This is a genomic window from Mariniflexile sp. HMF6888 (assembly GCF_044335535.1).
GTDB lineage: Bacteria > Bacteroidota > Bacteroidia > Flavobacteriales > Flavobacteriaceae > Mariniflexile.
The window spans coordinates 16,079-30,276 of sequence record NZ_JBIQVZ010000011.1 but is presented as its reverse complement, the minus strand read 5'-3'; the positions used below and the strand labels follow the sequence as shown (position 1 = coordinate 30,276).

Sequence of the window (14,198 nt, the reverse complement as noted above, 5' to 3'; positions counted from 1 at the left end):
ATATGGTTAGATTCTTAGATAATTAGAAAGTTGAAAAGTTTTAAAAGACTCATAGCTTCTTTTTTATCTCCTGCTTCCTGTCCTCCGTCTTCTGTCTCCCATCTTCCGTCTTCTACAAAAAAAACATTAAATCATTTTAAAATCCAAAAACAATTCACCTTCAACAAAACACTGTAGGTGGTCGCCTTTAAAAATTTCGCCAGCACCCACTGCAGGTGTTCCTGTAAATATTAAATCGCCAGGTTCTAAAGTCATGTATTTTGAAGTAAACGTAATAATATCGCTAAAGGTGTAAATCATTAACGAAGTGTTTCCAACTTGTTTTTCTTCACCATTAATAACTAAATTAAAATTAATATCATCCAATTTAGGAAAGTTAGAAACCGGTTTAAAGTTGGAAATAGGAGCAGCACCATCGAAACCTTTACCCAAATCCCAAGGACCTTTAGCTTCCCTGCAAGCATTAAAAACATCTTTAGCGGTATAATCGATACCAACACCAATTTCTGAAATATAGGAAGCGGCATCTTCTAAACTGATGTCTTTTCCTTTTTTACCAATTTTGATAACCAACTCAATTTCATAATTCAATTGATTGGTAAAGCTAGGATAAACCACATCTTTATTGTCTCTTACAAGACTCGATTCCGGCTTGGAAAATATAATTTGATTTCCTGTTTTATTGCCACTAATTTCTTCTTTGCTATTTACGTAGTTTTTTCCGATAGCCAGAATTTTCATAATGTTTAATTTAGTTAAAATTTAGATTGTAAATTTAATAAAATATGAAGTTTAATGTTAAACTAATTTTAACTTCTTTGTTAGATTTATTAATGTGATTTTTTGTATCTTCATAAGCAATAATTTAAACCCGTCAGGTGAAAATAAGCAAAATTAACAGAGAAGGAGTTTTTGATTAAAATGTAAAGCCAATCAGGAACCAAATGTCTGTCTGAGGTATCATTTTTATTCTAAAAAAAAACAATAGAAAATGGTGTTTAGTTTGTCAGACTGAGACCTTTGTTGAAGTCCTAAATTTTTAAAAATGTCATAGTTTATCGAAGGCATCGAAAAGCGACATTTCGACAAGTTTCATGTAACAATGGATGCAAAACTAGTAATACAAAAATTATGAAATCGCCGTGATTTGGAAATCCAAACACCAATGGAAACCAAGCGATTGCTTCGCTAGTTCGCTATCGCCCGTGTCCATATACCATTAAAAAACAACTGCGAAGCACATCAGTGAACACAGCTAACAAATATCAACTTGGTGAACTAAATAATTATCTACATATGAAAAAGATTAATGCGTATGCTGCAAAAGAAGCAGGTGCTACACTCGAAAAATTTCAATATGAATTGCCCAAAATAGGCAAGGAAGAAGTCGATATTAAAGTGCATTACTGTGGTATTTGTCATTCTGATTTAAGTATGATAAAAAACGAATGGGGCATGAGCCAATTCCCGTTAGTTCCCGGTCATGAAATTGTTGGAGAGGTTATGGCGTTAGGAAGTGATGTTAAAGGTTTAAAAATTGGCGATAAGGTTGGTATGGGCTGGAGTTCCGGTGCTTGCATGCATTGCAACCAATGTTTAGATGGCAACCAGCATTTGTGTGGGAGCTCAGAAGCCACTATTGTAGGGCGCCACGGTGGATTTTCCGATGTGGTACGAGGCCATTGGTCGTGGGTTATTCCATTGCCGAAAGGATTGGATATGGCAAAAGCAGGTCCTTTATTTTGCGGTGGTATTACCGTTTTTAACCCCATCGTGTTGTCTGGTGTAAAACCAACCGATAAAGTAGGTGTGATAGGTGTTGGTGGACTAGGGCATATGGCTATTAAGTTTTTAAAAGCTTGGGGTTGCGAAGTCACAGCTTTTAGTTCCAACCCAAACAAAAAAGAAGCGATTTTAAAAATGGGTGCACATCATGTGGTCGATTCAACAAAACCAGAAGCTTTGGAACGCATTGCAGGCACATTAAATTTTATTTTAAACACAACCAATGTAACGCTTGATTGGAATTCTTTTTTAACTACTTTAGCACCTCAAGGTAAATTGCATACTGTGGGTGCCGTTTTAGAACCTATGGCTATTCCAGCGTTTAGCCTAATTATGGGTGAAAAATCGGTAGGAGGAAGCCCCATAGGAAGTATTGCCTTGACCAAAAAAATGTTAGAGTTTTGTGTACGCCATACTATCTATCCTACAGTGGAAGAATTTAAAATGGAAGACGTTAATAAAGCCATAAAACATTTGGAAGATGGCAAAGCCCGATTTAGAATTGTACTAAAAGCATAAAAATTGTTTAATTAAAATGACTCACTATGGCAAAATCACACGACGCTAAGAAAACTGTTAAAAAGGAACCTCTTTTAACACCAAAAGAAAAGAAAGCAGCAAAACTTACAAAAAAAGCAAAACGCACTTAACGTTTAAATCACTTTAACATTTTAACATCAAGACCACTTTATTTAAGTGGTTTTTTATTTAGAATGGCTATTTTTACCACTCATTCATTACAAGTTATTTATAATGCAGCACCTAAAAGCGTCTCCAAAGAGCCCAGACAAAACAAAACCCAAAGTAACCATGGCGCAAGCCTTTAAAACCATTATTTGGCCTCGGCGTAATCTGGTTTTTATCGGGTTGTTTTTAATAGTGATTAAAAGTATATCGGGGTTAATTTTACCATGGCAAAGTAAAGTGCTGTTGGATGAGGTGATACCAAATAAAGATTACTCCCAACTTTACACTTTAATTGCCATTGTGTTAACGGCTATTTTGGTCCAAGCAGTCACCTCGTTTTTATTAACACGTATTTTAAGTGTACAAGCGCAGTATTTAATAAGCGAATTACGAGCACAGGTTCAAAAAAAGGTCTTATCGCTGCCCATTAGCTTTTTTGATAACGCAAAATCAGGGGCATTGGTGTCGCGCATTATGAGTGATGTTGAAGGCGTTAGGAATCTTATAGGTACGGGCTTGGTGCAATTGGTTGGTGGTAGTTTTACAGCCATAATTTCGCTAATTATTTTAATAAAGTTAAACCCGTGGATGACACTTTTTGTGTTTGTACCACTTTCGGTTTTTGGATACATTGCCCTTAAAGCCTTTAAATACATTCGTCCTATTTTTAGAACACGAGGGAAAATAAATGCAGAAGTAACGGGGCGTTTAACTGAAACCTTAGCAGGCGTTCGGGTTATAAAAGCATTTAATGCCGAAGTGCAAGAACAAATAGTGTTTGAAAAAGGAGTTGATAAACTCTATCAAAATGTGAAAAAGAGTTTAACGGCAACGGCTTTTATGACGAGTTCTTCAACATTTCTAATAGGAGTTGCCACTACAGGTATTATGGGTATTGGTGGTTATTATATGATTCAAGGAGAAATGACGACAGGTGATTTTCTGTTCTTCACATTAATTCTTGGTTTTATGATTGCGCCCATTGTACAAATGAGCAACATTGGTAGTCAACTTACCGAAGCGTTGGCAGGACTGGATAGAACTGAAGAACTTATGAATATGACTGCCGAGGAAGATAACCAACAACGCCATATTCACCTAAAAGATATAAAAGGTGAAATTGCATTTAAAGACGTGTCATTTTCTTATGAAGCAGGCAAAGAAGTACTGCACAACATCAATTTTACAGCTCCAGCAGGTTCGGTAACGGCATTAGTGGGAAGCTCGGGATCTGGAAAATCGACTATTGCTGGCTTGTCGGCTACATTTTTAACACCCAAATCAGGAATGGTTACTATTGATAATCAAGATCTATCCAAAGTAAAGCTAAGTACCTATCGTCAATATTTAGGTGTGGTTTTACAAGATGAATTTTTGTTTGAAGGAACCATTAGGGAAAACATCATGTTCCCTAGACCCAACGCCACAGAAAGCGAATTACAAAGTGCTGTCAAAGCAGCTTATGTAAATGAGTTTACCGACAGGTTTGATGATGGATTGGATACTTTGATAGGCGAACGCGGTGTTAAATTATCGGGCGGACAACGTCAACGGTTGGCTATTGCGCGTGCTATTCTTGCTAATCCAAAAATTATTATCTTAGATGAAGCAACTTCAAGTTTAGATACAGAAAGTGAAGCGTTAATTCAAAAAAGTTTATCAGAATTAGTAAAAGACCGAACTACTATAGTCATTGCACATCGTTTGAGTACCATAAAAAAAGCAGACCAAATATTAGTTGTAGAAGCGGGACATATAGTAGAACGAGGTACACACCAGGAATTGATTGCATTAGAAGGTCGATATTATGACTTATATACATATCAAGCGAAAATTTAAAAATAGTTTATTATGAAAATTTCAGAAGTAAAACCAAACGAATTTAGTGAGTTCTATGCTAATTATTTGGCATTAGTGCCTAAAGAAACAACGTTGATTGATGGTTTTAATAAAGATTTAAAAGAGGTTGTTGATTTTTTTCAACACATTCCTGCTGTTAAATTAAATTATGCCTATGCTAAAGAAAAATGGAGTGTTAAAGAAGTTTTTCAGCATTTGATAGATACCGAACGTGTTTTTCAGTACCGTTGTTTTTGTATTGCAAGACGTGATAAAACACCATTGCCGGGTTTTGAGCAAAATGATTATATCGCACCTTCTCTAGCAAAAAATAAAAGTATAGAATCGTTGGTAGAAGAGTTTAAGGCCGTGCGCCTAAGTTTTATAGCCTTGCTAAATTCCTTAAGTAATGAAGATTTACAATTTTTAGGCAATGCGAATGACAATATTATGTCTGCAAGAGCTGCTGCGTTTATTGTTTTAGGACACAATCAATGGCATATTAATATTATAAAAGAGCGGTATTTATAAACCTTGCAGGTACATGTCTTAAGCTTAAATAGCAACCCAACCTAGGCTAAAATCACCTCGTCTTCGGTTTCTTTTGGCGACCCGAATCCACTCCTCCTTTTAAAGGTTACGGTGTGTCCACAAATATTTTCTAGAAATTTAGTTACAAATATTTGCCACGAATACACAAATTTCTGCTTTTACCAAAGCCTCCAAGCCTGCAAAGGCTTGGAATTCGTGTAATCTTTAGTGCTTTTTGACTCTTAACAAGTAAGGCATGTTCATTTTGATGTGTGTGTGTTTAAAATATTTATGAAATCGCCATGATTCGGAAACACAATTGATAATCATCGAACACTAATGAGAATAAAATTTGTGAGATAAACACCAATCAAGATTAAAGCGATTGCTTCGCCAGTTCGCTATCGCTCGTGTCCATATGACCTTTTAAAAACAATAAATATTCACATATGAAAATTTCACGAATTTATCACGCCGACCGCATAATTCATCAAAAAACAATTCGTGAATCAGTGGCGTTTTAAAGATGTGGGTACCCCCGCAAGCGGAAGCATCTTGCTTGTGCCGTTAAACAAGCTAACATTAAATTTTATTCATACTTCTAAACTTAAATTCACACTGATAGCTTATTCTCTTTACTTTTTTACTCATGCCGTCACGAGCGGGACGCTCGCGATAGCGGAGAATTTAAAAAGCAGTAAAATATTATAATCATATCTGCTTTTAAATTGAAGCAATAAACGGCTCCTTTCCTTAAAAAGGGGAAAGAGCCGTTTGTAAGGCTCATTTTCAACCCTTGATTCGCATTCATATTAAAAACGAATTTATTGATCACAGAAATAGTTAAAACTATGCACTTTAGTGCACTTCCCTTTTAGGTTCTAAAAATTTTTACCGCAAATTCGCAGATTACCTAAAATGTTAAAAATTTGCGAATCTGCGGTAAAATTTCACCGATTAATTTCGCAAACTAACCTTGCAGATTAGTCTGCAAACAAAACTATGGACTTCAAGGAGTGGTTTATTTTAGAAGCTATATATAACTACACTAAGCTAAACTCACGGCACGTTTTTGGTTTTTTATAAACAGGAACACAAGTAGTGACAAGATTCCGAAAACAGAAAACCCCATAAACAGAGGTAAAACCGATATTTTAACAAAACTGCCTATGTAATTGGCTATGGGAACTGCCATAACTGTAGAAATAAACCCATTCAACGCAGCTCCAATACCGGCTATATGTCCTAAAGGTTGCATGGCTAAAGCTCTTAAGTTTCCAAATAGAAATCCCACTGCGAAAAATTGCAATGCAAAAAATCCCACTAAAACATAGACACTTGGGTTGTTTCCAGACCAGAATAACATAACATATAAAATTGAAACAAAACAGTAGGCAATAGTTGCCATATAGCCAATACGCATCATACCAAATTTAACAACTAAAGTGCTGTTTAAATAAGTAGCCAGCCCAATAGAGATTGCCAAACTCGCAAAGATATACGGAAACATGTCTGCCAAATTATATTGGCTCTCAAATATTTGTTGTGAGGTACTTAAATACACCATAAAAGACCCTGTTATAAAGCCTGAAACTAATGTATAAGCAATGGCTTCAGGATATTTAAAAAACTCTTTGATACCATTTGTAAATAAATGGGATGTAAATTTTATGCGTTTTTCCTTAGGAAGGGTTTCAGGTTGACGTTTCCAAAACCAAAACATAATTAATATTCCGATGACCAGATTAAAATAAAAAATGGCTTCCCAATTAAAAAAGTAAAGGAAAAAAGTACCTAAAGTTGGTGCAATTACAGGAACTAATATAAAAAACATCACCACGATGGATACTATTTTAGCCATATAATCGCCACTATAAGAGTCTCTTACCATAGAAATACTTAAACTTCTGGGAGACGATAATCCGATGCCCTGTAAAATTCTACCAATAATCATCACTTCAAAACTTTTGGTAGTAACACAAATAATGCTAGCAATTATAAAAACGATAAAACCAATAAAGACAATAGGTTTTCTACCAAAGCTATCTGATAAGGGACCAAAAATGAGTTGTCCGAACCCCAAACCTAAAAAAATCATGGTAATAAGCAATTGGTTATCGTTTGGGTTGGTTATATGCAATGTTGTGCCAATATCTGGCAAGGCAGGCAATAGCGCATCAATAGAAAGCGCCACAATAGACATTAAAGAAGCCATTAAGGCAACAAATTCAAATTTAAAGGTTTGTGTTTTTTGCATGGGACAAAAATACTTTATTATCACAGATTAAATGGAATATATGAGTTAAGATATTATTAAAATGAGGCATGCTTATACTAAATAAAATATATTTGCTGATTCATAACTCAATTAAAATCTCATGACGAAACACATCATTTTTTCTTTAACCTTGTTTTTCTTTTTTTTCTTGTAGGAGTAATGATAAAGAAGTAGATTATGTTGCATTGAATGAACAACAAATTAGTGATTATATTGCAGAAAATAATTTAGTTGGGCAAAGAAGCGATAGGGGGCTTTATTATATCATTGAAGAACCGGGAACAGGAGATCGGCCTACTTCAACGTCTAATGTAACTGTTGCTTGTAAAGGTTATTTTTTAGATGGTTCAGTATTTGATCAAAGTAACGTCCAAGCATTTCATTTAATCTGCAACAAGTTATTAGAGGTTGGACAGAAGGGATTACCTATTTTAAGGAAGAAGGAAGTGGTAAATTGTTAGTGCCTGCACACTTAGCCTATGGGAATGTTAGTAGAAATGGTGTACCAGCGTGATTTGTGCTTATTTTTGATATTGAACTTATTGCTGTAAATTAAATAAATAGAACTTATTTTAGTAGTATGACTATACAACCCTTATTAAAATACATAAGTAATTATATAGATTTAACCCCTAATGAGATAGCGATTTTAGAATCTAAAATCACCGTTAGAAAGTATTTAAAAGGACAATATATTGTGCAACAAGGTGATATCTGCAAGTATGAATGCTTTGTGTTATCGGGATGTACCAAAACATTTTATATAGATAAAGAAGGGCAGGAGCATATCCTTATGTTTTCTATTGAAGATTGGTGGACCTCGGATATGGGCAGTTTTATAACCCAAACACCAGCCGATTTTAATGTCCAATGTTTGGAAAATTCAGAATTGGTTATGTTTTCTTATGATATTATTGAAGATTTATATAGAGAGATACCAAAACTAGAACGTTTTTTTAGACAAATTATAGAAAAGGCCTTTGTAGCTTCACAAAAAAGAATTGTTAGAAATTTTAGTCTTTCGGCAAAAGAACAATACCTTTATTTTAGAGACCAATATCCTCTAATCGAACAACGCATCCCTCAGTATATGATAGCATCTTATCTTGGTATTACTAAAGAATTCCTTAGTAAAATTAAAAGTCAACTTATTTTGGAGCAATAAATGTTAATCTAGTTTAACATCATTTAATAATCTATATCATTTTCTGCAACGTATCTATTTTAGACATTTGTACCAGTAAATTAGTATGAATATCTTAATCGAAAAAATAAGTGCAGTAAATGATTTAATCCTTCAAGGTAAAGGATTGGAGGCTTTTGAAAATTATTATCATGATAATGTGGTTACGCAAGATAATGATGATGAAGTGTTTGCAGGTAAAGAGATAAACAGAAAGCGCAAAGAAGCATTTTTTGATGCCATTACCGAATTTAGATGTGCAAAACCATTAAAAGTAGCTGTAGGTGAAAAAACAACGATGGTAGAATGGCAATTTGACTTTACACATCAAGACTTAGGTTGTAAAAAATTCACACAAGTGGCTGTTCAAGAATGGCTAGATGGAAAAATTATTAAAGAAAAATTTTATTACGGATTATAAACAAAAACAAACAATGACAAAAATGAAAAAAACAATTAAAAACTTAGTAATCGTAGCTTTAGTAGCATTTACAGCATTCGCTTTCACAAATAAAGCAGTTGAGAAAAAAGAAATTAAAACCGACAAAAGCAAAGTCGTTTGGAAAGGTTATAAAGTAACAGGTTCCCACGAAGGTACTATTGCTATCAAATCGGGTTCTTTATCTTTTGATGGTGATAAATTAATTGGTGGTGAATTTGTAATTGATATGACAACGATCAGTTCAACAGATTTAGAAGGAGAATATAAAGGAAAATTGGATGGACATTTAAAAGCTGACGATTTCTTTGGTGTTGAAAATCACCCAGCATCAACCTTGGTATTTACCAAAGTAACCGCTTCGGGAAAGAATGCGTATAATGTTACTGGCGATTTAACCATTAAAGGAAAAACAAACCCAATAACTTTTACCATTTCAATTTACGGAAACAAAGCAACAACATCTTTAAAAGTAGATAGAACAAAGTATGATATAAAATATGGTTCTGCAAACTTTTTTGATGGGTTGAAAGATAAAGCTATTTACGATGAATTTGATTTAGTGGCAGATTTAGAGTTTTAATTAAAAGGTGATTAATAATTATATATAGTAAGTAAAAAAAGAGCGTTCAGAAATGAACGCTCTTTTTGGTTTTAATAGGTTTTTAAAAAGCTTATCTTTGTTTGCTTATAAAAATACACTATGTCTTTTAAAAAAATAATAGAACCACTTAAAGATAACTTACAACAAAGCGGAATCACAGAACCTAATCTACTTCAAACAAAAATCCTTTCAAAAATAAAAGGAGGCAAAAACTTGTTTGTAATAGCACCAAAAAACTCAGGGAAAACCACAAGTATTGTAATAAGTGTTATTAATAAATTAAAGGAAGCATTTGAAGATGCTCCACGTGCTTTAATATTTGTAAAAGACAAAGAAGAAGCTTTAAACCTTGCCGAAATATTCAATACCTATAAAAGAGGCACCGACTTGCGTGTGTACTGTGCTTATGAAGAACATAATCTTGAGCTGCAACGCGAAGAACTTTATTTAGGAACCGATATTGTTATTGCCACCCCAAAGCGCCTAAATAGAATATTCTATCTGAATGGCATTAATTTGAACAAGCTGCAAATGTGTATTGTTGAAGACGCTGAGTTTTTATTTAGAAACAACAATTTTGCTGAGGTAACCAGAACGCCCGAAAGTATAGGCAGGTGTCAATACTTAGTATTTTCGGATAAATTTGATGATCGTTTTGAACGTTGGCAAGATAGCTTTATGCATCTTTCCGAAACCATAAAAATGGACAAATAGCTAAAGCCTTTTATTTAATGGGTTCGATTTAAAATTTTATTAAATTACACCAAACTTTCAAAAAGTAAAATTTTGTTTAAGTATCTCAACAAGGTTAACATACAAGGAATCTTTTTTATATGCTTTATAGTAAGTAGTATTACAAGCCATTCCCAAAATAATGAAAACGATTATTATATTCGCTTTGTTGATTCTGCCGATTATTATATAGACGATTATCCTAAAAAGGCCCAAGCTTTTTTAGATTCCATTCCCCAACCTATAGAAGAAAAGATTACAGGTCGTGTTGCCGACTACTATGACATAAAAGCTTTAATACATGATGAAAGAGGTGAATATGCCCAATTTTGTCAAAGTTATATTTTGGCGATAAAGTATGCCGAGAAAGAAAAGAATTATGAAGTAGCAGGCAATGCAAGTTTAGAGTTGTTTGCGAACTTATATTTTGCAAAAAAAAACGCAGTAGCATATACGTATTTAAATAAAGCAAAAGCCTATTACGAGTTAGATAACAACACCAACGGGCTTCTTGAGGTTAAACAAATGTATGCTTATGCAGAGTTTTCAAACAGAAACTATAAGAAGTGTAATGAGTTAATATTTAAGCATTTAGAAACATACAAAGCTGTCAAGGACGATGCTTATTTTTATATGTTTGCAACTTACATGTTAACTTTAAATTATATAGAGTTAGACAATTTAAACAAGGCTTATACATACCTAAAAGAATTTGAGAGATTAAAAGATAATCCAACCATCGTAAAATATAATTATGCCTCTTTCAATGTGAGTATGGACATAAACTTTGCAGAACATTATTTAAAAAATAAAAAGCTAGACTCTGTTTCACATTATTTATCGAAGGCTTCAGAACTTCGAAGTTATATGAGTAATGATCTGGTAAGAAAATATTTTAACCTTAAGGCAGATGTTTATAAATCTTATGGTAAAATTGAAGAAGCTAAAGCATATCTTGATTCTATAGCCATTTTTGAAAGGAAAATGTTTGATAACAATTTAGAAGCTAGTTTTCAATTAAATAATACGTTAATAAAAACAGAATCGGAACGGGAAAGTGAAAGTGTTAAAAAGTTTTGGAATGGTTTATTGGCGGTATTTTTATTTTGCCTATTATCTTTTTTAAGTATTTTTTATTTAATTTATTATAGAAAGTATAAATGGAAATTGAAAGATTCTATTGATAAGATGAATAATTTATCCTATTTAAAATCGAATAACGAAAAGTTAACAGGAAAAGTACTTGGTTTAGAAGAATACATCCTTAATTTAAAAAAAGAAGTTAAAGGGGTGTCTATGATACATGATGTACCGGTTCAGCGTGAAAAAATAAAAGACCTCTATAAAAACCTGCTACATAATTCCTCAACGCTTATAGATAAAAGCGAAAACCATTTAGAATTGGTCAACGAACTTAATGTTGAATTTTTTAACAGGATACAATCTAAGTATCCTCAATTAAACGATTCGGAAGTAATTACCTGCTATTACTTGTTTATGGACTTTAAAAACAAAGAGATAGCCTTGTTTTTAAATATATCGGTAAGAGCCTTAGAAAGTAAGCGGTATAGGATTTCTAAAAAAATCGATCTTAACACAAAAAAAACCTCGTTGCTAGAACATCTTAAAGAAACGTTTAAGGATACTAAAATAGGTTCTACCATTTAATCTTTGAAATGACCGCAATAAAACACCTTTTTTTCCTTTCTACTTCAAAATAAAGTGCAACCCTAGGCATTATATAAAGATGCCATTCCAATTTATTTTTTATTGGTCACAGAAATAGTTAGCTATGCACTTTAGTGCATTTCCCTTTTAGGTTCTAAAAATTTTTACCGCAAATTCGCAGATTACCTAAAATGATAAAAATTTGCGAATCTGCGGTAAAATTTCACCGATTAATTTCGCAAACTAACCTTGCAGATTCAGATTCTGCAAACAAAACTATGGACTTCAAGTCCATAGTGGTTTATTGTAATTTAACCGAATTCGTCATACAAAACCTTTATTTTGTTATAGTGCGTAGTAAATGCGTAGTGAATACTTAACATCATTAACAACAATTGTTAATATTTGCACTGCTATTAATCAATAACTGATTTTTCAGTGACTTATATGCTTTTGTTTTCTAGTGGTTGGAATTTGATTAAATTTTAAAACGTAATCATGTTGGAAATTTAATCTAAAACAAAAGTAGTTATTGACAAAAAAGTTGTTTTTTGGGATTAAAAAAAAGGAGCCTGATCAGGCTCCTTTTCCATTGTAAACTTTTTAAAATATATAACACACATATAGCTTATGTGTCTTCAATAGAATAATAAATAAACAAATTTCGGGTTCTGGGTTTTGGGTGAATTGTGAAAAGGGGAATGCAAATCTTGAAAAGTATTTTGTCGCCATTTAAAAGTAACTACCTTTCTAACCATCTAACTGTTCACGCTGCATGGCGTTTCAAATGTATGTACGATTGTTTTAGGACGGTGTTATTTTTTTGCATTTTTTGGAGGTTTTTGCATTTTAACATTGGGTTACTTTATCTACGGGGAACTGCGGGGTTGGGAGTTGGATGTTGGATTTTTTGCGTTGTGCTTTTTTTGTTTTTATTTATTTAAATTATCATAAAAAAAGTAAATTAGCTATTCAATTATTCAAAAATCAACTAAACTCATGAAAAATTTATTTGTTATTCTTCTTTCCACGCTTTTGTTTACTGCTTGTTTTAAACAAAATTCTGAAACTAAAGAAGAAATACTTCCAGAAGTTTCTGCCAGCACCACTGGAATCTCCCAAGAAAGGCTTAACCGTATCGACACCTTGCTAACAAACGCTATTAAAGACCATAAAATACCCGGTGCCGTAGCGTTAATCGCCAGACACGGAAAAATTGTTTACCATAAAGCTTTTGGTATGGCAAATAATGCCTCGCAAGAAGCCTTGCAATTAGATCATATTTTTAGAATCGCATCGCAATCTAAAGCCATTACGTCTACAGCGGTTATGATGCTTTGGGAAGAAGGTAAGTTTGGTCTAGACGACCCTATTTCCAAATACATTCCGGAATTTGCCAACCCCCAGTTGTTGGAATCTTTTAATGAAGCAGATTCGTCGTACACCACCAAACCAGCCGATAAACAAATTACTATTAGAAATCTGCTTACACACACCTCGGGTATTGGTTACGGACAAATAGATGGTGACCCTACTTTCAAAAAAATATATGCCAAAGCAGGTATTGTAGATTTATTTACTACCGAAGATGTGAAAATTGCCGATAATATTAAAAAGTTAGCAAGCCTACCATTACACCATAACCCTGGTGAAAAATTCACGTATAGCGAAGGATTGGATGTGTTGGGGTATTTTGTTGAAGTGGTTTCAGGAATGCCTTTTGATGTGTTTTTGAAAACCCGCATTTTTGACCCTTTGGGAATGAACGATACCCAATTTTATCTTCCAGAGTCTAAATACAACCGATTGGTAACCGTTCAAACCAAAGAAAATGATAAATGGGTAAAATATCCAGTGACGTTTTACGATACCGATTACCCAAAAACAGGTGCCAAACAATTTTTCTCAGGTGGCGCCGGCCTTACAAGTACCGCAAAAGATTATGCTACTTTTTTAGAAATGTATTTAAACCAAGGCGAACTTAATGGTGTTAGACTTTTAAGCAGAACCACCGTAGAAACTATTTTAACCAACCAAATACCGTACATTTCTGAAGAGATACCTGCGGTTCATGGGTTAGCATTTGGACTTGTAGATGCCAAAAAACATGATTTAGGAGGTAACGGTAGTGAAGGTACATTTGAATGGGGCGGTTATTTTAACACCCAATATTTTGCTGACCCTAAAGAAGACCTTATTGGCATCCTTTTAAAGCAAACCCAAAAAGTAAATGATGATACTGGTGGAAAGTTTAGGTTATTGGTAAATGCGGCTATTGCGGATTAAATATATTCCTGCGAAGGCAGGAATCTCTTTAAAAGAGCCGTAAGATACGAATATGAATTTTCCAAATAAAAAAGTCCCACCGAAGCAGGACTAAAGATTTTCATCTACGGCATATAGCCTTATTGTGACAAGATTAAAGATTAGAAAGTTTAATCTGTAGCAAATA

Annotated in this window: 13 protein-coding genes; 11 read left to right on the top strand and 2 right to left on the bottom strand. The window is 33.6% G+C overall.

The features are described from left to right. Positions 1-126 precede the first annotated feature (126 nt). On the bottom strand, positions 127-741 hold the full coding sequence (locus tag ACGLWY_RS16960) for a fumarylacetoacetate hydrolase family protein (protein WP_396620865.1): 615 nt from the start codon (positions 739-741) through the stop codon (positions 127-129). A 555-nt stretch (positions 742-1,296) separates the two neighbouring features. Between ACGLWY_RS16960 and ACGLWY_RS16955 the strand changes: the two genes are divergently transcribed. The 3 genes from ACGLWY_RS16955 (at position 1,297) to ACGLWY_RS16945 (ending at position 4,842) form a co-directional block, all read left to right on the top strand. Continuing rightward, on the top strand, positions 1,297-2,304 hold the full coding sequence (locus ACGLWY_RS16955; protein ID WP_396620864.1) for an NAD(P)-dependent alcohol dehydrogenase: 1,008 nt from the start codon (positions 1,297-1,299) through the stop codon (positions 2,302-2,304). 234 nt (positions 2,305-2,538) lie between these two features. Next, positions 2,539-4,311, top strand: coding sequence for an ABC transporter ATP-binding protein (locus ACGLWY_RS16950; RefSeq protein ID WP_396620863.1), 1,773 nt, complete (start codon positions 2,539-2,541; stop codon positions 4,309-4,311). Positions 4,312-4,323: 12 nt separating this feature from the next. Continuing rightward, complete coding sequence (locus ACGLWY_RS16945) at positions 4,324-4,842, top strand: DinB family protein (RefSeq protein ID WP_396620862.1); 519 nt, start codon at positions 4,324-4,326, stop codon at positions 4,840-4,842. 1,048 nt (positions 4,843-5,890) lie between these two features. Here ACGLWY_RS16945 and ACGLWY_RS16940 read toward each other — a convergent pair. After that, positions 5,891-7,099, bottom strand: a complete 1,209-nt coding sequence (locus tag ACGLWY_RS16940; RefSeq protein WP_396620861.1) for a multidrug effflux MFS transporter — start codon at positions 7,097-7,099, stop codon at positions 5,891-5,893. Between the two features lie 206 nt (positions 7,100-7,305). Between ACGLWY_RS16940 and ACGLWY_RS16935 the strand changes: the two genes are divergently transcribed. The 8 genes from ACGLWY_RS16935 (at position 7,306) to ACGLWY_RS16900 (ending at position 14,032) form a co-directional block, all read left to right on the top strand. Further along, entirely contained in the window at positions 7,306-7,581 is a 276-nt protein-coding gene (locus ACGLWY_RS16935; RefSeq protein WP_396620860.1) for an FKBP-type peptidyl-prolyl cis-trans isomerase, read from the top strand. Further along, positions 7,542-7,634, top strand: coding sequence for a hypothetical protein (locus ACGLWY_RS16930; protein ID WP_396620932.1), 93 nt, complete (start codon positions 7,542-7,544; stop codon positions 7,632-7,634). The genes ACGLWY_RS16935 and ACGLWY_RS16930 overlap by 40 nt, the downstream gene beginning before the upstream one ends. Before the next feature lie 66 nt (positions 7,635-7,700). Then, positions 7,701-8,285, top strand: a complete 585-nt coding sequence (locus ACGLWY_RS16925) for a Crp/Fnr family transcriptional regulator (protein ID WP_396620859.1) — start codon at positions 7,701-7,703, stop codon at positions 8,283-8,285. Between the two features lie 85 nt (positions 8,286-8,370). Then, entirely contained in the window at positions 8,371-8,724 is a 354-nt protein-coding gene (locus tag ACGLWY_RS16920) for a SnoaL-like domain-containing protein (protein ID WP_396620858.1), read from the top strand. A gap of 22 nt (positions 8,725-8,746) precedes the next feature. After that, on the top strand, positions 8,747-9,325 hold the full coding sequence (locus tag ACGLWY_RS16915) for a YceI family protein (protein ID WP_396620857.1): 579 nt from the start codon (positions 8,747-8,749) through the stop codon (positions 9,323-9,325). Positions 9,326-9,445: 120 nt separating this feature from the next. After that, the gene (locus ACGLWY_RS16910; RefSeq protein ID WP_396620856.1) at positions 9,446-10,060 is read left to right on the top strand and encodes a DEAD/DEAH box helicase; all 615 of its coding nucleotides are present in this window, start codon (positions 9,446-9,448) and stop codon (positions 10,058-10,060) included. A 72-nt stretch (positions 10,061-10,132) separates the two neighbouring features. Further along, positions 10,133-11,746: a helix-turn-helix transcriptional regulator gene (locus ACGLWY_RS16905; protein WP_396620855.1), complete on the top strand. Its 1,614-nt coding sequence runs from the start codon at positions 10,133-10,135 to the stop codon at positions 11,744-11,746. A 999-nt stretch (positions 11,747-12,745) separates the two neighbouring features. Next, positions 12,746-14,032 carry a serine hydrolase domain-containing protein gene (locus tag ACGLWY_RS16900; RefSeq protein WP_396620854.1) on the top strand — a complete coding sequence of 429 codons (1,287 nt, stop codon included), beginning with the start codon at positions 12,746-12,748 and terminating at the stop codon, positions 14,030-14,032. Positions 14,033-14,198 lie beyond the last annotated feature (166 nt).

Coding starts and splice junctions, on each gene's coding strand:
- ACGLWY_RS16920 (WP_396620858.1), top strand. CDS start 8,371: ATGAATATCTTAATCGAAAAAATAAGTGCAGTAAATGATTTAATCCTT.
- ACGLWY_RS16955 (WP_396620864.1), top strand. CDS start 1,297: ATGAAAAAGATTAATGCGTATGCTGCAAAAGAAGCAGGTGCTACACTC.
- ACGLWY_RS16900 (WP_396620854.1), top strand. CDS start 12,746: ATGAAAAATTTATTTGTTATTCTTCTTTCCACGCTTTTGTTTACTGCT.
- ACGLWY_RS16960 (WP_396620865.1), bottom strand. CDS start 741: ATGAAAATTCTGGCTATCGGAAAAAACTACGTAAATAGCAAAGAAGAA.
- ACGLWY_RS16950 (WP_396620863.1), top strand. CDS start 2,539: ATGCAGCACCTAAAAGCGTCTCCAAAGAGCCCAGACAAAACAAAACCC.
- ACGLWY_RS16945 (WP_396620862.1), top strand. CDS start 4,324: ATGAAAATTTCAGAAGTAAAACCAAACGAATTTAGTGAGTTCTATGCT.
- ACGLWY_RS16925 (WP_396620859.1), top strand. CDS start 7,701: ATGACTATACAACCCTTATTAAAATACATAAGTAATTATATAGATTTA.
- ACGLWY_RS16915 (WP_396620857.1), top strand. CDS start 8,747: ATGAAAAAAACAATTAAAAACTTAGTAATCGTAGCTTTAGTAGCATTT.
- ACGLWY_RS16940 (WP_396620861.1), bottom strand. CDS start 7,099: ATGCAAAAAACACAAACCTTTAAATTTGAATTTGTTGCCTTAATGGCT.
- ACGLWY_RS16910 (WP_396620856.1), top strand. CDS start 9,446: ATGTCTTTTAAAAAAATAATAGAACCACTTAAAGATAACTTACAACAA.